The 19,917-nt window shown below is 71.8% G+C and carries 20 protein-coding genes; 9 read left to right on the forward strand and 11 right to left on the reverse strand.

The genetic code is table 11. From position 1 onward, the window contains the following. Positions 1 to 36 precede the first annotated feature (36 nt). A complete protein-coding gene (locus BLT76_RS06640) occupies positions 37 to 438 on the forward strand; it encodes a VOC family protein (RefSeq protein ID WP_244509291.1) in 402 nt (133 codons plus the stop codon). A gap of 3 nt (positions 439 to 441) precedes the next feature. Here BLT76_RS06640 and BLT76_RS06645 read toward each other — a convergent pair whose 3' ends face one another. Next, complete coding sequence (locus BLT76_RS06645; RefSeq protein ID WP_090852674.1) at positions 442 to 1,023, reverse strand: hypothetical protein; 582 nt, start codon at positions 1,021 to 1,023, stop codon at positions 442 to 444. Positions 1,024 to 1,047: 24 nt separating this feature from the next. Then, the gene (locus BLT76_RS06650) at positions 1,048 to 2,667 is read right to left on the reverse strand and encodes an amidohydrolase (protein ID WP_090852679.1); all 1,620 of its coding nucleotides are present in this window, start codon (positions 2,665 to 2,667) and stop codon (positions 1,048 to 1,050) included. Between the two features lie 93 nt (positions 2,668 to 2,760). On the opposite strand from BLT76_RS06650, the gene BLT76_RS06655 reads away from it, so the two are divergent. Then, complete coding sequence (locus BLT76_RS06655; protein WP_090852682.1) at positions 2,761 to 4,149, forward strand: aspartate aminotransferase family protein; 1,389 nt, start codon at positions 2,761 to 2,763, stop codon at positions 4,147 to 4,149. Positions 4,150 to 4,293: 144 nt separating this feature from the next. Further along, positions 4,294 to 5,235 carry a hypothetical protein gene (locus BLT76_RS06660; protein ID WP_139175435.1) on the forward strand — a complete coding sequence of 314 codons (942 nt, stop codon included), beginning with the start codon at positions 4,294 to 4,296 and terminating at the stop codon, positions 5,233 to 5,235. Positions 5,236 to 5,348: 113 nt separating this feature from the next. Here BLT76_RS06660 and BLT76_RS06665 read toward each other — a convergent pair whose 3' ends face one another. From BLT76_RS06665 to BLT76_RS06680, 4 genes are read right to left on the reverse strand one after another with little or no spacing between them, the layout of a single operon-like run. Then, a complete protein-coding gene (locus tag BLT76_RS06665; RefSeq protein WP_244509292.1) occupies positions 5,349 to 6,146 on the reverse strand; it encodes an ABC transporter permease in 798 nt (265 codons plus the stop codon). Continuing rightward, on the reverse strand, positions 6,143 to 7,003 hold the full coding sequence (locus BLT76_RS06670) for an ABC transporter permease (RefSeq protein WP_090852688.1): 861 nt from the start codon (positions 7,001 to 7,003) through the stop codon (positions 6,143 to 6,145). Before BLT76_RS06670 ends, BLT76_RS06665 begins: the two co-directional genes overlap by 4 nt. A 3-nt stretch (positions 7,004 to 7,006) precedes the next feature. Beyond that, positions 7,007 to 8,170 (reverse strand): ABC transporter ATP-binding protein, encoded by a 1,164-nt coding sequence (locus BLT76_RS06675; protein WP_090852692.1) that lies wholly within the window; start codon positions 8,168 to 8,170, stop codon positions 7,007 to 7,009. Next, positions 8,154 to 9,296: a polyamine ABC transporter substrate-binding protein gene (locus BLT76_RS06680; RefSeq protein ID WP_211752762.1), complete on the reverse strand. Its 1,143-nt coding sequence runs from the start codon at positions 9,294 to 9,296 to the stop codon at positions 8,154 to 8,156. The genes BLT76_RS06675 and BLT76_RS06680 overlap by 17 nt, the downstream gene beginning before the upstream one ends. Positions 9,297 to 9,510: 214 nt before the next feature. On the opposite strand from BLT76_RS06680, the gene BLT76_RS06685 reads away from it, so the two are divergent. The 3 genes from BLT76_RS06685 to ddaH all read left to right on the forward strand — a co-directional run bounded on the left by BLT76_RS06685 (position 9,511) and on the right by ddaH (position 12,151). Further along, complete coding sequence (locus BLT76_RS06685; RefSeq protein WP_090852699.1) at positions 9,511 to 9,984, forward strand: Lrp/AsnC family transcriptional regulator; 474 nt, start codon at positions 9,511 to 9,513, stop codon at positions 9,982 to 9,984. An 89-nt stretch (positions 9,985 to 10,073) separates the two neighbouring features. After that, positions 10,074 to 11,369 carry an NAD(P)/FAD-dependent oxidoreductase gene (locus tag BLT76_RS06690; protein ID WP_244509293.1) on the forward strand — a complete coding sequence of 432 codons (1,296 nt, stop codon included), beginning with the start codon at positions 10,074 to 10,076 and terminating at the stop codon, positions 11,367 to 11,369. Between the two features lie 23 nt (positions 11,370 to 11,392). Further along, on the forward strand, positions 11,393 to 12,151 hold the full coding sequence (gene ddaH, locus BLT76_RS06695; RefSeq protein WP_090852702.1) for a dimethylargininase: 759 nt from the start codon (positions 11,393 to 11,395) through the stop codon (positions 12,149 to 12,151). Positions 12,152 to 12,182: 31 nt separating this feature from the next. Here ddaH and BLT76_RS06700 read toward each other — a convergent pair whose 3' ends face one another. The 4 genes from BLT76_RS06700 to BLT76_RS06715 form a co-directional block, all read right to left on the reverse strand. Then, complete coding sequence (locus tag BLT76_RS06700) at positions 12,183 to 12,614, reverse strand: hypothetical protein (protein WP_090852705.1); 432 nt, start codon at positions 12,612 to 12,614, stop codon at positions 12,183 to 12,185. An 80-nt stretch (positions 12,615 to 12,694) separates the two neighbouring features. Continuing rightward, positions 12,695 to 13,069: a hypothetical protein gene (locus tag BLT76_RS06705; RefSeq protein ID WP_090852708.1), complete on the reverse strand. Its 375-nt coding sequence runs from the start codon at positions 13,067 to 13,069 to the stop codon at positions 12,695 to 12,697. Positions 13,070 to 13,142: 73 nt separating this feature from the next. Then, positions 13,143 to 13,511 (reverse strand): hypothetical protein, encoded by a 369-nt coding sequence (locus BLT76_RS06710; RefSeq protein WP_139175436.1) that lies wholly within the window; start codon positions 13,509 to 13,511, stop codon positions 13,143 to 13,145. 27 nt (positions 13,512 to 13,538) lie between these two features. Then, on the reverse strand, positions 13,539 to 14,966 hold the full coding sequence (locus BLT76_RS06715) for a M1 family metallopeptidase (RefSeq protein WP_090852714.1): 1,428 nt from the start codon (positions 14,964 to 14,966) through the stop codon (positions 13,539 to 13,541). Positions 14,967 to 15,069: 103 nt separating this feature from the next. Between BLT76_RS06715 and BLT76_RS06720 the strand changes: the two genes are divergently transcribed. From BLT76_RS06720 to BLT76_RS06730, 3 genes are all read left to right on the forward strand, one after another. Continuing rightward, complete coding sequence (locus tag BLT76_RS06720) at positions 15,070 to 16,443, forward strand: rhodanese-like domain-containing protein (protein WP_211752764.1); 1,374 nt, start codon at positions 15,070 to 15,072, stop codon at positions 16,441 to 16,443. A 372-nt stretch (positions 16,444 to 16,815) separates the two neighbouring features. Next, entirely contained in the window at positions 16,816 to 17,685 is an 870-nt protein-coding gene (locus tag BLT76_RS06725) for a serine protein kinase RIO (protein WP_090852720.1), read from the forward strand. 10 nt (positions 17,686 to 17,695) lie between these two features. Then, positions 17,696 to 18,781 (forward strand): LOG family protein, encoded by a 1,086-nt coding sequence (locus BLT76_RS06730; protein ID WP_090852723.1) that lies wholly within the window; start codon positions 17,696 to 17,698, stop codon positions 18,779 to 18,781. On the opposite strand, the gene BLT76_RS06735 is transcribed toward BLT76_RS06730, so the two are convergent. Then, positions 18,768 to 19,913 carry an alpha/beta hydrolase gene (locus BLT76_RS06735; protein WP_090852726.1) on the reverse strand — a complete coding sequence of 382 codons (1,146 nt, stop codon included), beginning with the start codon at positions 19,911 to 19,913 and terminating at the stop codon, positions 18,768 to 18,770. The genes BLT76_RS06730 and BLT76_RS06735 overlap by 14 nt on opposite strands. Positions 19,914 to 19,917: the final 4 nt, after the last annotated feature.

The following is a 19,917-nucleotide window of genomic DNA, read 5'->3' on the forward strand; positions in this document are numbered from 1 at the left end:
GAGGCCGCGATGCGCATGGGTACGACGATCCCGGCCTTGCCCGTCCGCTCCGTCGAGGCCTCGACCGAGTTCTACGTCGAGCGCCTCGGCTTCGAGGTGCTGCACACCGACGGCCACCTCGGCGTGCTGCAACGCGACGATGCGCAGCTGCACCTGTGGCAGGCCGGCGACACGTCCTGGAGCGGCCGCGCCGACCTGGCCGCGAGGCCGGTCGTCAGCGGCGCCGAGTCGTTCCTGGCCGGTACGGCGAGCTGCCGCATCCAGCTCGACGGCGTCGAGGGCGTCGAGGGCGTCGACGCCCTGTACGACGAGATGGCCGCCGCCGACGTCCTGCACGGCGTCAGCGGCCGCGGCCCGCTCGACACCGACTACGGCACCCGCGAGTTCCACGTGCTCGATCTCGACGGCAACCTGCTGACCTTCTTCGTCTGGCGCTGACCGTCAGTCGGCAGGCACCGGCGCCGAGAGCGACGGCCAGATGACGCCGTCGGGGCCGTCGACACCGCGCGAGCCTCCGTCGTCCACGAAACGGTGGTAGGTGGTCGCCACGACCCCGAACCGCACCGGACCCCGCGTGGCCAGGCAGGACCGCGGCACCCCCACGCGGATCGTGCCGGCTCGGTAGTCGACGCGGTGCCGCGCCCCCGGACAGTCGATGTCGCCATCGTCGCTGCCCACGCCCACCCGACCTCCCGGACGGCGGGCCGAGATGTGGACCGCTACCGCGTAGAACTCCCCGCGGACGACCATGAAGAACTGCACCCCGGTGCGGGCCTTGCGGCTCAGGTCCCGGAACCTCGCGACCACCACGACGCGGCTGTCGGTGTGCCGGGCTCGGAAGGCGAGCAGGTCACCAGCCGCGACGTCCGGCACCACCTGATCCCCGTCGGAGTCCACGACGTCGCCCGCGACGTCCGTGACCCGATCGGATCCGGCCTGGGCCGGTGCGAGGGCACCCAGCAGCAGCGCGGCGGTCGCGAGCGGAGCGACGAGGACTGCGGTCGTCGTACGGCGGAGGTCCATGCGAGCAGTCTCCACCGCCCGGCGTCAGGCCTCGTGGACCGGCACGCCGTCGACCCACGTCGAGACGACCCGCGCGGCCCCGATCTCGTCGACCGGGCCGGCGAACGGGTCGCGGTCGAGCACCACGAGGTCGGCGGCGAAGCCCGGGTGGATCCGGCCGGAGTCGTCGCGGTGGTTCACCCAGGCGCTGCCCGAGGTGTAGGCCGCGAACGCGGTCTCCAGCGCGAGCGCCTGCTCGGGCAGGAACGGCGTCTCACCGGCCGGCCCCTCCTCGTCGTACGCCCGACGGTTGACGGCGACGTGGACGGCGGCGAGCGGGTCGGGGGTGCTGACCGGCCAGTCGCTGCCCGCGACCAGCCGACCGCCGGCGCGGTGGATCGCGCCGAAGGGGTACTGCCAGCCGGCCCGCTCCTCCCCCAGGAACGGCAGCGTCAGCTCGACCATCTGCTCGTCGAGGCAGGCCCAGAGCGCCTGCATGTTCGCGGCGACGCCGTACTCGGAGAAGCGGGGCACGTCGTCGGGGTGCACCAGCTGGAGGTGCGCGATGTGGTGGCGGTTCTCGGCCCGCGGCCGGTCCGGCCGCACCAGACCGGCGAAGGCGTCGAGAGCCTCCCGGACGCCGCGGTCGCCGATGCCGTGGACGTGCACCTGGAAGCCCGCCTCGTCGAGCAGCCGCACATACCTCTTCAGCGCGTCGGGGTCGACGAAGGAGTGTCCGGCGTTGTCGGTGGCGTGCCCGCAGCGGTCGAGGTACGGCGCGGTCAGCGCGGCCGTGCCGTTCTCCGCGACGCCGTCCTGCATCACCTTCACGCTGGTCGCGCGCAGCCGCCCGTGGGTGTACGTCGCCCGCCGCTCGACCAGCTCGGCGACCTGCTCCTCGCCGCGGTCGCGGTCCCACCAGAGCGCGCCGACGACGTACGCCGTGAGCTCGCCGCTCCGCGCCGCCCGCAGGTACGACGGCGACGCGTCGGCCATGCCCGCATAGTCGCCGAGGATCGCGTCCTGCCACCCCACGACACCGAGCGAGTGGAGGTGGCGCTGGCCCTCCAGCAGGCCCGCGTAGTACTCGTCGGGGTGCGTCTCGGGGGCGTGCCGGGCGACGAGGTGCATGGCGCCCTCGTGCAGGGTGCCGGTGGGGCGGCCGTCGTCGTACCGCTCGATCCGGCCGTGCGGCGGGTCGGGAGTGCTCGCGTCGATGCCGGCCAGCTCCAGCGCGCTGGTGTTGACCCAGGCGCCGTGGTGGTCGCGGTTGGGGAGGAAGACGGGACGGTCGGGCACGACCGCGTCCAGGTCGGCGGCCGTCGGCGTCCCGCCCGGGAAGGCGGCCATCGCCCAGCCGCCGCCCTCGATCCACGGCCGGTCCGGGTGCGCGGCGGCGTACGACGCGATCCGCTCGAGGTACTCCTCCCGCGTGCCGAGCTCGGACAGGTCGCAGCGGGTCCGCTCGAGGCCGCCCTGGACCGCGTGCACGTGCGCGTCGACGAACCCCGGGGCGAGCAGGCCGCCCCGCAGGTCGACCTCCCGGTCGCCCGGCCGGCCCACGCCGACGGCCACGATCCGGCCGTCCTCGACCAGCACGTCGGCCGCGCCGCGGTGGTGGTGACCGTCGAAGTAGGTGCCGTTTCGGAAGCGCGTGGAGACCATGTCCGCCTTCCTACAACGAAATCAGTCGAGAATCACCCCTTGTAACAACGGATTCACTTGCTTATCAGGGGGTGGACCGCGCACCATGGAGACATGAGCGCGGACTACGACCACCTCCAGCAGGCAGCCAAGGACCACCTCTGGATGCACTTCACCCGGCACGACTCGTACCGGGACGCCGACGTACCTCTGATGGTGCGGGGCGAGGGGGCCTACCTGTTCGACGCGAAGGGCAAGAAGTACCTCGACGGGCTGGCGGGTCTGTTCGTGTCGCAGCTCGGCCACGGCCGCACCGACCTGGCCGAGGCCGGGGCGGCGCAGGCCAAGGAGCTGGCCTTCATGCCGTTGTGGTCCTACGCCCACCCCAGCGCCATCGAGCTGGCGGAGAAGGTCGCGTCGTACGCGCCGGGTGACCTGAACCGCGTCTTCTTCACCAGCGGCGGCGGCGAGGCCGTCGAGACCGCGTGGAAGCTCGCGAAGAACTACTTCAAGCTCACCGGCAAGCCGATGAAGCACAAGGTGATCTCCCGCGCGATCGCCTACCACGGCACCACCCAGGGCGCCCTGTCGATCACCGGCCTGCCGCTGCTGAAGCAGCAGTTCGAGCCGCTCGTGCCCTCGACGTTCCGGGTCCCGAACACCAACATCTACCGCGCCGACGAGTCGACCGGCGGGTTCCTCGACGGCAGCGACCCCGAGGCCTTCGGCCGCTGGGCCGCCGACCAGATCGCGATCGCCATCGAGAACGAGGGCCCCGACACGGTGGCCGCCGTCTTCCTCGAGCCCGTCCAGAACGCCGGCGGCTGCTTCCCGCCCCCGCCCGGCTACTTCCAGCGGGTGCGCGAGATCTGCGACCAGTACGACGTACTGCTGGTCTCCGACGAGGTCATCTGCGCCTTCGGCCGGCTCGGCCACATGTTCGGCGCCGAGCGCTACGGCTACCAGCCCGACATCATCACCTGCGCCAAGGGCATCACCTCGGGCTACGCCCCGCTCGGCGCGATGATCGCCTCCGAGAGGCTGATGGAGCCGTTCCTCGCCGACGGCGCGATGTTCGCCCACGGCTACACCTTCGGCGGCCACCCGGTCTCCACCGCGGTCGCGCTCGCGAACCTGAAGGCGTTCGAGGAGGAGAAGGTCCTCGAGAACGTCCGCGACAACGAGGCCACCTTCCGCGCCACCCTGGAGCGCCTGAAGGACCTCCCGATCGTCGGCGACGTCCGCGGCGACGGGTACTTCTACGGCATCGAGCTCGTCAAGGACAAGACCACCAAGGAGTCGTTCACCGACGAGGAGTGCGAGCGCCTCCTCTACGGCTTCGTCTCCAAGCAGCTCTACGCCGAGGGCCTCTACTGCCGCGCCGACGACCGCGGCGACCCGGTCGTCCAGCTCGCTCCCCCGCTCATCTGCGGCCCCGAGCACTTCGACGAGATGGAGCAGATCCTCCGCGTCGTCCTCGACAAGGCCTCCTCCCTCCTCTGACCCACCGCCGAGTCATCAGAAGTAGAGGGCCCAGTCAGCAGAAGTGGGGGGCCGAGTCAGCACCAGTAGTGCTGACTCGGCGTTCTCCACAGGCTGCGGAGGACCCGGTGTGGGGCGTACGTCGTACCGGGCATCCCGTTCGGCATGCCGCTTCCGCTGCCTCATGACTTTCCGCTCCCCCGCCACCTGCCGTTCACCCGCGCCGACGCGCTGCAGGCCGGGTTGCGCGACTGGGGTCTGCGGCAGCTGGCCCATGAGGGTCGACTGCGGCGGCCCGTCCGCAACGTGTACGTCGACGCCTCCCTCCCCGACTCGCTGGAGCTCCGGTGTCGCTCCCTCGGTCTGGTCGTCCCGAAGGACGGGTTCATCTGCGACCTGACCGCCGCCTGGATCCACGCCGGCGAGAAGTCTCTCGCGCCCGGGGACCACGAGCGTGTGCCGCCGGTCTCGTGCTTCCGGCCCAGTGACGGCGGTACAGTGCGCAACGCGATCACCACGAGCGGCGAGCGATGGGTGCGCCCCGACGACCTGATGGAGATCCACGGGCTCGTGGTCACGACGCCCCTCCGGACGGCCCTCGACCTCGGACGCCTCCAGCGGACCGCGGACATGCGTCTGTGGGGAATGTCGTGCATGGCCGCGGCGGGCGGGTCCACCCGCGACCGGATCGCCTACGAGCTCGACCGGTTCCGGAAGCAGCGCGGCATCGTGCTGCAACGGCTCCTGGTGGAACGAGTCGATCCCGGCCTTGACTCCTTCGGCGAGGCGGCCCTGGACAACCGGTGGTGGGACGCGGGCCTGCCACCGCCCGAGACCCAGGTCGAGATCGAGCGCGACGACGGGTCGTCGTACTTCCTCGACCTGGGGCTCCGCGCGGAGCGCTTCGCCGGGGAGTACGACGGCCGCGCCTGGCACACGACCGACGAGCAGCGTGAGCACGACCGCGGCCGGCGCGGGTGGATCCGCGACCACCGCGCCTGGCGGATCGAGACGTTCACCGAGGCCAACACGTTCGGACACCACCAGGACGCCGAGCGCCTGCTCCGCGACGCCTTCGCCGCCCACCGCGGCGTCCGCTACCTCTGACCGCCCCCACACCTGACCCGTCCCGCCGAGTCAGCAGTAGTTGTGGGCCGAGTCAGCACTACTGGTGCTGACTCGGCCCACAACTACTGCTGACTCGGCGCGGGGCTGGCGGGTCAGGTGAGGGTGGCGCGGCGACGGCGGTTGTTGACCTCGCCGGCGACGACGACGGCGACGGAGAGCAGGAACATGAGGGTGCCGACGACGTTGACCTGCATCGGGACGCCGCGCTGGGCGACGCCCCAGACGTACATCGGGAAGGTGGTCTCGGTGCCGGCGTTGAGGTTGGTGATGATGAAGTCGTCGAAGGAGAGCGAGAAGCTCAGCAGCGCGGCGCCGACGATGCCGGGGAGCACCAGCGGGAAGGTGACCCGCCAGAAGGTCTGGGCCGGGGTGGCGTAGAGGTCCATCGCCGCCTGCTCGAGCGTGTCGTCCATGCCCGCCAGGCGGGCCCGCACGGTGACGACGACGAACGACAGGCAGAACATCACGTGCGCGATGAGGATCGTCCAGAAGCCCAGCTGGCCGGCGAAGCCGGCGGCGACGAACAGGGCCAGCAGCGACGAGCCGAGCACGATCTCCGGGGCCGCCATCGGCAGGAAGATCAGCAGGTTGCTGGCCGAGCGGCCGGCGAAGTCGTAGCGGACCAGCGCGAACGCGGCGAGCGTGCCGAGGACGGTCGCGATCAGGGTCGCGAGCGCGGCGATCAGGACGCTGGTGACCAGAGAGTCGCAGAGCCCGTTCGGGCCGCAGAAGTTGGTCCAGTTGTCGAGGGTGAACCCGTCGAAGCGGTAGACGTTGCGGCTGGCCGGGTCGTTGAAGCTCATCAGCACGACCACGAAGATCGGGACGAACATGTAGACGAGGACCAGCAGGCCCAGGAAGAGCACCAGGTGCTCGCGGATCCACCTCACAGCAGCTCCTCCGTCCCGGCGCGACGCACGTAGACCAGCACCATGGCGAGGATGACGATCATCAGCATCGTCGAGAGCGCCGCCGCGGCCGGGTAGTTGTTGGCCTCGACGAACTGGCTCTGGATGACGCTGCCGATCATCCGCTGCCCGGTGCTGCCGAGCAGCTGGGCGTTGATGTAGTCGCCGACGGCCGGGATGAAGGTCAGCAGGGTCCCCGAGACCACGCCCGGCAGCGAGAGCGGCCAGGTGACCTTGAAGAACCCGACGAACGGGTGGGCGTAGAGATCGCTGGAGGCCTCGATCAGCCGCGGGTCGATCCGGTCCAGGCTCGCGAAGAGCGGCAGGATCATGAACGGCAGGAAGTTGTAGACCAGGCCGGCGATCACCGCGACCGGCGTGGCCAGCAGCCGCCCGTCGTCGCCCAGGATCTGCAGGAACTGCAGCGTGTTCACCACGAAGCCGTCGTCAGCCAGGATCAGCTTCCACGACAGCGTGCGGACCAGGAAGCTGGTGAAGAACGGGGCGATGACCAGCACCAGGAGCAGGTACTTCCAGCGGCCGGCCTTGAAGGCCATGGCGTACGCCAGGACGTAGCCCAGCACCAGGCACAGCAGGGTGGCGACCCCGCCGTACACGAGCGAGCGGAAGAGCGGGCCGGAGTAGTCGCTGATCGCGTCCCAGTAGTTCGAGAAGTGGTACGTCATCTCGAAGCCCTCGACGTCCGACCCGCTGGGGTCGTACAGGCTGGTCGCGATGAGCGAGTAGAACGGCAGGACGAAGAACACCAGCAGCGTCAGGAACGCCGGCAGCAGCAGGAGGTAGCCCGTCCTCCCCCGCCGGCGGGTCATCTCGGCCATCGCTCAGTCGCCCTTCTGGGCACCGGCCGAGGCGTCCTGGGAGAAGTCGAGCAGGAAGGCGTACTCGGGGCGCCAGGACAGCTCGACCCGGTCGCCGCGCCGGAAGATCCGGGTGCGGCCGGTGTTCTGGGCGAAGACGGCGAGCTCCTGGCCCCAGGGCATCCGGACGAGGTACTGCGTCGAGACGCCGTTGAAGCTGACGTCGGTGACCACCCCGCCGGGGATGGTGTTGCCGGGGGCGTCGAGCGCCTCGCCCTCCTCTCCGATCAGCACCTTCTCGGGCCGGATGCCGATCCAGCCCTTCTCGCCGTCGGTGTGGGTCCGACCGGTCGGCACCGAGACGCCGATACCGTGCATGTCGACCGACGTCACGTCCGAGCCCCGCGAGACCACGGTGCCCTCGATCAGGTTGGACTGGCCGAGGAAGTTGGCGACGAACGTCGAGCGCGGGTTCTCGTACAGCTCCTCCGGGGCGCCGAGCTGCTCGATCACGCCGGCGTTCATCACCGCGACCGTGTCGGCCATCGTCATGGCCTCCTCCTGGTCGTGGGTGACGTGGACGAAGGTGAGCCCGACCTCGGTCTGGATCCGCTTGATCTCGATCTGCATCGAGCGCCGCAGCTTCAGGTCGAGCGCACCGAGCGGCTCGTCGAGCAGCAGCACCTCGGGCCGGTTGATCAGCGCCCGCGCGAGCGCGACCCGCTGCTGCTGACCGCCGGAGAGCTGGGTCGGCTTCTTGCGGGCCTGGCTGTCGAGCTCGACCAGGGCGAGCATCTCGCGGACCTGCGCCTCGACGTCCTTCACCTTGCGCCGCTTCAGCCCGAAGGCGACGTTCTCGAAGATGTCGAGGTGCGGGAAGAGCGCATAGTTCTGGAAGACCGTGTTGACCGGCCGCTTGTAGGGCTTGGCGTAGGTGATGTCGTCGCCGGCGAGCCGGATCTCCCCCGACGTGGGCGTCTCGAGCCCGGCCACCATCCGCAGGGTCGTCGTCTTGCCACAGCCCGACGGCCCCAGCAGCGCGATGAACGACCCACGCGGTACGTCGAGGTCGAGCGTGTCGACCGCGGTGAAGCCGTTCGGGTAGGTCTTGCTCACCCCACGCAGGCGCAGTCCGTCGTACGACGAGTCGCCCACCTGCTCGGTCGGCACGTCAGCCACCTGTGACATTGGCCCAGTCTCCTTCGTACTCGTTGCTCTGCTTGGCGTCGAGCGGCATGAAGTCGAAGGTGTTCGCCAGCATGTCGTCGTCGGGGAAGATCAGCGGGTTCGAGGCCAGGTCGGGATCGATCTTCTCCATCTCCTCCTGCGCCCCCTTGACCGGGCAGATGTAGTTGACCCAGGCCGCGAGCTGGGCGGCGACCGCGGGCTCGTAGTAGTAGTCGATCCACTTCTCGGCGTTGGCCTGGTGGGTGGCCTGGTTGGGGATGAGCATGTTGTCGCTCCACAGCGACAGGCCCTCCTCCGGCACCACGAACTTGATGTCGGGGTTGTCGGCCTGCAGCTGGATCACGTCGCCCGACCACGCCTCGCAGGCCAGGATGTTCCCGGCCGCCAGGTCCTGGGTGTAGTCGTTGCCGGTGAAGGCCCGGATCTGGCCGCTCGCGACGACCTCGCGCAGCCGCTCGATCGCGACGCCCCACTGGTCGTCGGTGAAGTCGTCGGGGTTCGCGCCGGTGATCTTCAGCAGGAAGGCCATCGTGTCGCGCATCTCGGACAGCAGCGTCACGCGTCCGCGCAGGTCGGCCCGGGTCAGCAGCTCCTCGAAGCTGCGCACCTCCCCCGTCTTGGACGCGTTGTAGGCGATGCCGGTCAGGCCGGTCTGCCAGGGCGCGTGGAACTCCAGGTCGGGGTCCCACTGCCGGTTGCGCAACGGGTCGATCAGGTTGGCGTGCAGGTTGGGGACGTTGGCCTTGTCGTAGGGCTGCGTCCAGCCGAGCGAGATGAACCGCGCGGCCATCCAGTCGGTCAGCATCACCAGGTCGCGGTCGATCGACGTGCAGCTGCCCAGCTGGTTGCGGACCTTGGCGTAGAACTCGGCGTTGTCGTTGACGTCGTCGGAGTAGTCGACGGCGATGCCGGTGCGCTCCTCGAAGATCGAGAGCGTCGAGGGATCCTCGTCGGCGTCGATGTAGCTCGGCCAGTTCGACACGATGAGCTTCATCTGGCTGGCCGACAGGTCGGTGGCCCGGCAGCTGGCCGGGTCCTGCTCGAAGCCGTCGGTCCCGAAGAACGGCAGCTTCAGCGCAGCCGCGCTGGCCCCCAGGAAGGCCACCGCCCCCACTCCCTGCAGCATGGTCCGACGCGACGTCGCGAGACGGGGTCCCGGCGTTCCTGTAGACATGCGGCTCCCTTCGAGCAGACGCTCTCGATTGCTCGGATCGTGCCACCTCAGGGGGGTGCCGACAAGCGATCCGGTCGATTGGAAACCTGTTCGCAACGAAATCCTTTGTACGACGTCGCGCGCGCCGCTGCTTGGCCGGATCGGCCCCGCCTGCGAGCATGGCTCCATGAGCCCGAAGCAGGAGCGTGGCGCGGTCCAGCTGGACGACGTCTCGAAGGCCATCATCGAGCAGCTGCAGCAGGACGGACGGCGCTCGTACGCCGCCATCGGCAAGGTGGTCGGTCTCTCGGAGGCAGCGGTGCGCCAGCGGGTGCAGCGGCTCATCGACGGCGGCGTGATGCAGGTCGTCGCGGTGACCGACCCGCTCGAGCTCGGGTTCGCGCGGCAGGCCATGGTCGGCGTTCGGGTGTCCGGCCGGCTGGAGCCGGTCGCGGACGCCATCGCCGCCATCCCCGAGGTCGACTACGTCGTGATCACCGCCGGCAGCTTCGACCTGCTGGTCGAGGTGGTCGCCGAGAGCGACGAGCACCTCCTCGAGGTCATCTCGGGCCGGATCCGCGACACCGAGGGCGTGCTGTCGACCGAGACCTTCATGTACCTGCGTCTGCACAAGCAGACCTACTCCTGGGGCGTCCGCTGAGCGGGTACGCCGGCCTCTCCCTCTGGCACGAGACCACCGACACCGACTGGGCCCCGCGCCCGGCCCTGCCGGGCGACCGCGAGGTCGACGTGGCGATCGTCGGCGGCGGGCTGACCGGGCTGTGGACGGCCTACTACCTGGCCGACGCCGACCCCTCCCTGCGGATCGCCGTGCTGGAGTCGGAGGTCGCCGGCTTCGGCGCCTCGGGCCGCAACGGCGGCTGGTGCTCGGCCCTGTTCCCCGCCTCGCTCGACAGCCTCGCCGCCATGGCCGGAGGCGGTACGACGGGCCGCGCGGCCGCCCTCGCCCAGCACGCGGCCATGCGCGCCACCGTCGACGAGGTGGTCCGCGTGGCAGCCACCGAGCACCTCGACGCGCACGTCGCGAAGGCCGGCACCGTGGTGCTCGCGCGCAGCCGCGCCCAGCTCTCGCGCGCCCGGGCCGAGGTCGCCCACGCCCGCTCGTGGGGCCGCGGCGACGACGACCTGCGGCTGCTCGACCGCGGCGAGGCCGACGCCGTGCTGCGGGGCAGCCGCTCGCGCGGTGCGACGTACACGCCGGACTGCGCGGCGCTGCACCCGGCCCGGCTGGTGCGCGGACTCACCGACGCGGTGGAGCGGCGAGGCGTCACGATCCACGAGCAGACGCGCGTGACCCGGATCGAGCCCGGGGCGGCCGTCACCGAGCACGGCACGGTGCGCGCGTCGACCGTCGTCCGCGCGACCGAGGGCTACACCTCCCAGCTGGCCGGTCACCGCCGCGCGGTCGTCCCGGTCTACTCGCTGATCATCGCCACCGAGCCGCTCCCGGCCGAGACCTGGGACGAGATCGGCCTGGCCCGGCGCGAGACGTTCAGCGACCACCGCCACCTCATCGTCTACGGCCAGCGGACCGCCGACGACCGGCTGGTCTTCGGCGGTCGCGGCGCGCCGTACCACCTCGGCTCGCGGATCCGCCCCGAGTACGACCGCGACGAGCGGGTCTTCGCCGGCCTCTACGCCAGCCTGGTCGACCTCTTCCCGGTGCTGGCCGGCACCCGCGTCACGCACGCGTGGGGCGGCGCGCTCGGCATCCCCCGCGACTGGACCGCCTCGGTCGGCCTCGACCCGAGCACCGGCCTGGCCTGGGCCGGCGGGTACGTCGGCGACGGCCTCTCGACCACCAACCTCGCGGGCCGCACCCTGCGCGACCTGGTGCTCGGTCACGACACCGACCTGGTCCGGCTGCCCTGGGTCGGCCACCGGTCGCAGGACTGGGAGCGCGAGCCGCTGCGCTGGCTCGGCATCAACGCCGGCCTGCGCGCGATGACCCTCGCCGACGCCGAGGAGTCCGTGACCCGCTGCCCGAGCCTGGTCGCCAAGGCCGTCTCGCCCCTGCTGCACTGAGCCCATCCGTCCCGAGGAGAACCATGCGCGCCCTCGTCCGCCGTCCCAGCCCCCGCATGGCCGAGGGCCTGATCACCCACATCGCCCGCACCCCGGTCGACCTCCCCCTGGCCCAGCGCCAGTGGGAGGCGTACGTCGCGGCGCTGCGCGCCGAGGGCTGGGAGACCGTCGAGGTCGCGCCGGCCGACGACTGCCCCGACGCGGCCTTCGTCGAGGACACCGTCGTCGTGTACGGCGACCTCGCGGTGATCAGCCGCCCGGGGGCCGACGAGCGCAAGCCCGAGACCGCCGGCACCGAGGAGGCGCTACGCGGCCTCGGCTACCGGATCGCCCGGATCGAGGCGCCCGGCACCCTCGACGGCGGCGACGTGCTGAAGCACGACGGAACCGTCTGGGTCGGGCTCGGCGGACGCACGAACGCCTCCGGGCTGGAGCAGCTCGCCGCCCTGCTGGGACCGCTCGGCGGGCGCGTCGTCGGCGTACCCGTGGCGAAGGTGCTGCACCTGAAGTCGGCCGTCACGGCGCTGCCCGACGGCACGGTGATCGGCTACGAGCCGCTCGTCGACGAGCCGGCCACCTGGGACGCGTTCCTGCCGGTGCCCGAGGAGCCGGGCGCGCACGTCGTCCTGCTCGACGACCGGTCCGTGCTGATGTCCGCGAACGCGCCCCGCACCGCCCGGCTCTTCGAGGAGCGCGGCCTGCGGGTGGTCACCGTCGACATCTCCGAGTTCGAGAAGCTCGAGGGCTGCGTGACCTGTCTGTCGGTGCGGTTGCGGGGGTAGCCCTCGGCTGCTCGCGTCCACTGCCGGTGTGTCAGTCGACCGCGGCGGCCGCCCGAGCGACGACACTCGCGTACTCCTGACGATCGAACGTGAAGGGTCCGAACCCCTCGTAGTCCCAGCTCGGACGACGGTCCTGGCTGAAGTGGGACCAGGTGACGTCCGATCCGGCGACGGTGACGCGGGTGGTGAGCGGCCAGCAGCCGACCTCGCCGCAGTCGCAGCCGAGCACCCACGCGTGCCCGGGCCGGGGCCACTGGCGCTGCTCGCGGGCTTCGTAGTAGCGGCCCAGGTCCCCGAACCGGAAGTGCGCCGGGACGATCCCGCCGTAGCCACCCGACGGTTCGTAGCCGCGGCGAGCCTCGTAGGCGGCGATCAGGTCGACGAGTGATCGGCCGTCGATCACCGGCACGAGTGCCGTCGCCCCGTCCTCGACCGTCACCTCGAAGTCCAGCGCGTTGGCCATGCGCGGATCGTGTCACGCGGGAGGAGCTCCCCTGGTGGCGATCCAGCGGCCCGAGGGGATGGCCGCCGAGGAGGCGGGCCTCAGTCCCGCCACCAGGCGATGGCCGACCGCCCGGCCGGGGAGGCGAGGAACACCGCGAACGCCGCCACGGCCAGGAGCACGACCAGGTGCAGGCGCCGCGTCGTGTCGCCCAGGTCATCGCGGCGCCACAGCACGACCGCGCTCGCGAGTCCGGCCAGGCCGGCGGCGACCGGGGCCAGGACGAGAGTGAGCGACCCGCCGAGGCTCCACAGGGCGTCGGTGCCCGCGGGCGCGGTGAAGTCGGTGACGGCGGACGGGAGCACGACGAGGACCGCGAAGCCCACCAGGGCCACCGCGACGACGCCCACGGCCAGGCGCACGTCCGACCTGGCCGCGTGGTCGATGTCGTCGTGCTGCGGTCGCGCCGTCGTCATGGACGAATGATGACGCCCACCGACCGGTCCCACAACGGCCGCCGTCCGGCACGCACGGCGTCCGACCCCGGGATCACGAGTCGAAGTACTCCTGGAGCGACAACTGGGGGGCCCGACCGTGCCGGGCCGTGTAGGCCTCCACGATCTCGCTCTCCACGTCCTCGCCGGCCTGCAACCGGACCAGGTACGGCAGGAGCCAGGACAGGTCGCCCGCGGCGAACTCCTCCTCGAACGACGGGTTGAGGCCGGTGCCGTCGAGGACCCGGGAGAGCGGGATCTGTCCACCGACGTTCGCCGCGTGCGGGCCGATCGAGAAGGACATCCGGGACTTCGGACCGGCGGGGTGGACGGCCACCTCGACCGGATGCGGGTAGTCGCCCGGCCCGGTGCGCGCCACCACGAGGAACGTCAGCAACTCGCCATCACCGCTCAGCATGCTCATGCGCCCCTCTCAGCACGTCCCCGGCACCTAGCTCCGCAGCCCGTTCGCCCGGGTCGCCGCCGGCGCGTGCGGCGCGCGCAGCCAGGCCCGGAAGAACCGGCCGAGGTGCTCGCCGCTGACCTGCTCGGCCAGGTCGACGAACTCGCGGGTGCTGCCGGTGGTCCCCCGGTGCGTGCGCACCCAGCGCCGCAGCAGCCGGTCGAAGTCGCGCTGGCCGATGCGGGTGCGCAGGGCCTGGAGGGCCATCGCGCCTCGCTGGTAGACGGGCGTGTCGAAGATGTGCTCCGCGCCCGGGTCGTCGACCCGGATCTGCCAGAAGTACTCGTTGGCGCGCAGGTCGCGGTAGTTCTGCGCCAGCCACTCCCGGCCGCTGGGCCCGCCGTGCTTCTCGGTCCACAGCACCTCGAAGAAGGTGGCGGGGCCCTCGTTGAGCCAGATGTCGCGCCATCCGCGCACCGTGACCGAGTCGCCGAACCACTGGTGGGCGAGCTCGTGGACCACGGTGAGGGTCGCGTCGCTCGTCATCACCGGGTACGTCGGCCGGGTCTGGTTCTCGAGCGCGAACCCGACGGGCAGCGCGGTGGTCAGTCCCCCGGTGCTGGAGAACGGGTAGCGGCCCAGCCGCCGGCTCAGCCACGCCGTGATGGCGGGCGTACGACGCATCAGCCGCATCGAGCTCGCCTGCTGCGCGGGCGACAACCGCTCCGAGACCGCGACGTACCAGGGCAGGCCGCGGTAGGTGCCGGACGCGGTCCGGAACCGGCCCGCCGCGAAGAACGCGAGGTACGGCGCCATCTCCTCCGCGCTGCGCCAGTGGGTGGTGGCCAGCGCCCCGTCGACCGTGCGCCCGGCCAGGGTGCCGTTGCCGATGACGTCGAGGTCCCGCGGGACCGTCACCCGTACGTCGAGCCGCGCGCGGTCGCGCGGGTGGTCGTTGGCCGGGAACCACCACGGCGCCATGTGCGGCTGGTTCATCGCGACCACCTCGTGCCGGTCGGCGAGCCAGTTCTGCTCCCCGGCGTACTCGATCGGCTCGGGGAAGCCGTCGTACGCCACGTCGACGGCGACGGTCCGACCCCGCGGCACGGGCTGGGCAGGAGTGATCCGGAGCTCGTGCGGGTCCGGCTTGTCGAAGGAGGCTGGGACGCCGTCGACCCGCACCGACTGCACGGGCAGCAGCAGGTCGAGGTTGAACCGGGACAGGTCCTGGGTGGCGCGCAGGGTGACCCGGGTCTGGCCGCGCAGCCGCCCGGTGGCCAGGTCGTAGGCGACGCGGACGTCGTAGTGGCCGACGTCGATCCCGCCGTTGCCGTCGAGCGGGAAGTAGGGGTCCCCGATCCCGGCCGCTCCGGCGACGGGATCCGCCTGGACGGACACCGCGGGGGCGATCGGAGCGACGAGCGCGGCGGTGCACGCGAGGGCGACGAACGGCCCGAGGACCCGGAAGGAGCGCATCCGAGAAATCTAGACCACCGGGGGCCGTCGGGCTCGCGTTCCCGAGAGCCCAGGTGCTATAACTCTACTGAGTTTATAGACTTTAGATCGGTGGAGGTCCCGGATGCCCGTTCGGATGCACGTGGTCACCCTGGAGGTCCCCGAGCTCGGGAACCGCTGTCACCTGGTCCACGACGGCAGTCGTGCGCTCGTCGTGGACCCACCCCGCGACCTGGGGATCGTCGAGCGCGCGGCCGAGCAGGCGGGGGTCGAGATCACGACCGTGGCCGACACCCACATCCACAACGACTACGTCTCGGGCGCCCTCGGGCTGGCGCGCCGACACGGAGCCGACTACCTGCTCTCGTCCGACGAGCGGGTCGACTTCGAGCGGGTGGGCGTGCGGCACGGCGACGTCGTCCCCGTCGGGGGCCTCGACGTCCGCGTGCTCGCGACGCCGGGCCACACCCGGCACCACCAGTCGTTCCTGGCCTGCGCCCCCGGTCAGCCCGGCGCCCTGTTCAGCGGTGGCAGCCTGCTGCACGGCAGCGTCGGCCGGACCGACCTGATCGACCCGCGCCTGGCGCTCGACCTGGCCCGGGCCCAGTGGGCCAGCGCCCGACTCCTCGGCGACCTCGACCCCGCGACCGAACTGCACCCCACCCACGGCTTCGGCAGCTTCTGCGCCGGCAGCACCCTCACCGCCGGCACCGGCGAGGACGGAGACATCGTGACCATCGGCGACGAGAAGGACCGCAACCCGGCCTTCGGCAGCGACCGCGACGACTACGCCCGCGAGCTGGTCGCGGGCTACGGACCGATCCCGGCGCACTACCCGCACATGGACCCGCTGAACCGGGCCGGCGCCGGCCGCGCCGCTCCGCGACCGGCCCGACCGGCCACCGCCGAGGAGGTCTCCGACGCGATCCTGCGCGGGTCCTGGGTGGTCGACCTGCGCGGCCGCGACGAGTTCGCGGAGGGCCACCTCGCCGGCTCCGTGAGCGTCGAGTACTCCACGCAGTTCGCGACGTACGTCGGCTGGCTGGTGCCGTGGCAGGACGACATCGTGCTGCTCACCGACTCGCCGCGACTGCTGGCGCCCGCCCTGCGCGACCTGGCCCGGATCGGCATCGACGGCGTCGGCACCCACGTCCTGCCGCAGGAGGCGCCGCTCGAGGCGACCTACCGCCGCGCGACCTGGGCCGACTTCCGCACGCCGCCCACCGATCCTCGGGTCGTGGTCGACGTCCGCCAGCGCGACGAGTACGAGCAGGGTCACCTGCCGGGGGCCGTGCACGCGCCGGTCCAGGACGTCGAGCTGGTCGCCGCGACGCTGCCCGCCGGCGAGCTGTGGGTGCACTGCAAGTCCGGCTACCGCGCCGGCATCGCCGCCAGCCTGCTGCACCGCCTGGGCCGCTCGGTGGTCCACGTCGACGACGCCTGGGAGCACGTCGCCGAGCAGGGCATCCCCACGACCACCGGCGACCTGGCCGCCTGAGCGCGGCCGGCCCTCCGGACCTATCCGAACGAGGAGTGATACCTGTTCCACTTTTAGTCTAGTTTCTAGATGTTACTTATTGACTCTGCGCCTGCTGTTCGGCCTCACCAACCCGAGGCCGACCGACTCCGTCTGCTGATCGCCGAGTCGGCAGAAGTTGCGGGCCGAGTCAGCACCAGTGGTGCTGACTCGGCCCGCACTTTCTGCTGACTCGGCGCCTAATCCGGTTGCGCTGTGGAGAACCGGGGCCGGATGCTGGGGGTCTGCGTCGGCGTCCTGCCGGTGCCCGTCGAGAGGAGCGTGACATGTCCATGACTGTCGTTGGCCTGTCCGCAGACCACCCCCTCCTCTCCCGATGGAGCACCACCACCGATGACGCACGACTTCTCGCACGACCCGCAGCACCCTGAGCTCGACCCCCGTTTCGTCTTCGACTTCCAGACGTACGACGACGTCGCCGACGGCCAGCGCTGGACCACCTGGTACGACGTCGAGCCGCTCTCCCGCGGCCCCGAGCCGCGCCCCGACTGGGTCGTCACGTCCCGCGGGGCGATCGACACCGAGCTCGGCATCCTGAAGACCGGCAAGGAGGCCGATGTCTTCCTCGTCGAGCGGGCCGACCCGCACGAGCCCGACCGCGGGGTGGTGATGGCGGCCAAGCGCTACCGCGGCACCGACCACCGCACCTTCCACCGCGCCGCGTCGTACACGGAGGGGCGCAGCATGAAGCGCTCCCGCGACGAGCGGGCGATCAAGCGCAAGAGCACCTTCGGCAAGCTGGTCGCGGCCGGCGAGTGGGCGGTCTCGGAGTGGGACGCCCTGAGGCGCTGCTGGGAGCTGGGCCTGCCGGTGCCCTACCCGGTGCAGATCGACGGCACCGAGATCCAGATGGAGTGGATCACCGTCGAGACCGAGGACGGGGTGGACACGGCTCCGCGGCTGGCCCAGACCCGGCCGGAGCCGGCGCTGCTGCGGTCCTACTTCGACCAGCTCCGCGACACCCTGGCCACCCTCGTCCAGCACGGGATCGTGCACGGCGACCTGTCGCCGTACAACATCCTGGCCGCCGGCGAGCGGCTGGTGGTCATCGACCTCCCGCAGATCGTCGACCTGGTCGGCAATCTCAACGGGATGGACTTCCTGATGCGCGACTGCACCAACGTCTGCACCTGGTTCCGGGCGCGCGGGCTCGACGTGGACGAGAACGACCTCTTCGCGGAGCTGCTCGCGCACGCCTTCTAACCTTCAGGGCGTGAAGCGCACCCGCGGCCGCATCGTCCACGTCGAGTCGCTCGCAGACCTCGACCACCGGCTGGCCGCGGGGGCGCGGCGGCTCAGCGGCTGGCGGGTGCGGTCGGTCGACCTGACCGATCGCACCGCCGAGCTGCAGGCCTGCCGGGTGGCCGGCGCGTCGTTCCTTGGCTGCCGGTTCGCCCCCGGCGTCGCCGACGAGATGACGGCGGCCGGCGCGCTGGTGCTCCCGGCGATCCCGGACGTGCCGGTCGACGTGCACCGCGGCGGCCTCTACTCCCCCGCCGACCTCTACGACACCCCGTCCTACGACCGCTCCCTCGACGCCCGTGCCTATGCCTGGGCACAGAGGCCCGGCGACGCGGAGGCCGAGCTCGCCAAGACCCTGCACGACCACGCGATCGACCAGGCGCTGCAGGCCTGGACCGACGGCCGGCACCTGGTGGGCGTGATGGGTGGCCACGCGGCGCTCCGCGGCGAGCAAGGGTACGACGCCGCCGCGCGGCTCGGGCACCTGCTCGGCGCGACCCACGTGGTCGCCACCGGCGGCGGGCCCGGCGCCATGGAGGCCGCCAACCTGGGCGCGCGGCTGGCCGACCGTCCCGCCGCCTACCTCGACGACGCGCTGGCCGAGCTGGCCGCGACCCCGTCGTACCGACCCTCGGTGACGGCGTGGGCCGACTCCGCCCGGGCGGTGGCCGGGCGGTTCCCGACCGACCGCGAGACCCTCGGCATCCCCACCTGGCACTACGGCCACGAGCCGCCGAACCTGTTCGCGACGGCGATCGCGAAGTACTTCCGCAACGCGGTCCGCGAGTCGGTCCTCCTCGAAGTCTGTGACGCGGGCATCGTCTTCCTGCCCGGGGCCGCCGGGACCGTGCAGGAGGTGTTCCAGGACGCCTGCGAGAACTACTACGCCGACGAGGCGTCGGTGGCGCCGATGGTGCTGGTCGGGGTGGAGCACTGGACCCGCACGCTGCCGGCCTGGCCGCTGCTGCAGGCGCTGGCCCGCGGGCGGGCCATGGAGCCGCACGTCCACCTGGTCGACACCGTCGAGGAGGCGGCCGCGCTGGTCAGGGGCGGGTGACCCATCTCAGGGCGTCGCCGAGGGTGCGGCTCCAGGCGATCCACCCGTGGTCGCCGGCGGTCTCGCGGTAGGCGTGCTCGTAGCCCCGGTCGGCCAGCGCGTCGCGCAGCCGCCGGTTGGCCTCGACCATCATCGCGCCCTCCAGCAGGCCGACCTCGACGTGGAAGGTCACCGGCACCCGCGGGCTGCTGCGCACGAGCGCGGTGAGCCACTCCTCGCCGCTCGGCTCGCGCCAGTGCCAGTAGGACCCGGACTGGCTCACCACATGGCCGAAGACGTCCGGGTGCCGCAGCCCGAGGTACGCCGCGTTCAGCCCGCCGTAGCTCTGCCCAGCGACGACCGTGCGCGCCGGGTCGGCCGGCAGGCCCCAGGTCTCGCGCGCCCACGGCACGAGCTCGGTGGCCATCGCGTCCGCGAACCGCTCGTCGCCGACCAGCTCGACCCCGCGCCGGCCCTCCGGACACTCATGCATGATCACCACCGTCGACGGGAGCTCCTCGCGGGCCACCAGGTCGTCGAGGATCGTGGCGACTGGCGACGACGCTCGCCACTGCCAGCCGTCGTGCAGCAGGACCAGCCAGGCCGGCTGCCCCTCGTCGTACCCGGCGGGGGTGTAGGACCAGAGCCGGCGGGTGTCGCCGAGCAGCTCACTGGCGAAGGAGTGCTCGCGCACGGTGCCGGTCGCGGCGGGCGCCGGCGCCGGCCCGGCCTCGGGGCGCAGGTCCGTGACGGAGAAGGTGGGCGTCCACTCGCCGGGCAGCGGCGGTACGTCGAGCCGCGCGTCCGGCCCGGGGTGCTGCCGGCGGGCGTGCGGGTCGGGCCGCGGCGCCTCGTTCAGCGGCTGCCGGTCGGGACCCAGCTCGACGTACCCGTAGCCGTGCACGGTCCGCGCCGGCGCCCGGAACCTCGCCGTCCAGGTGTCGGTGTCGCCGACGCGGGTCAGCGGGTGGCGGGCGAAGGTCTCGTTGAGGACGGGGCTCGGGGTCCCGACCATCTCGACCCCGGTCACCGACGGGTCGCTGGCGCGCCAGGGATAGGTGAGCTCGACCTCGTCGGTCGTGTCCGGGACCGGGTCGACCAGGGGCGTGCCCCGGCGGGCCACCTCGGCCCAGAGCGCGTCGACGTCGTCCACGCCG

Origin of the sequence: Nocardioides lianchengensis (genome assembly GCF_900101465.1) — a bacterium.
Classification (GTDB): Bacteria; Actinomycetota; Actinomycetes; order Propionibacteriales; family Nocardioidaceae; genus Nocardioides; species Nocardioides lianchengensis.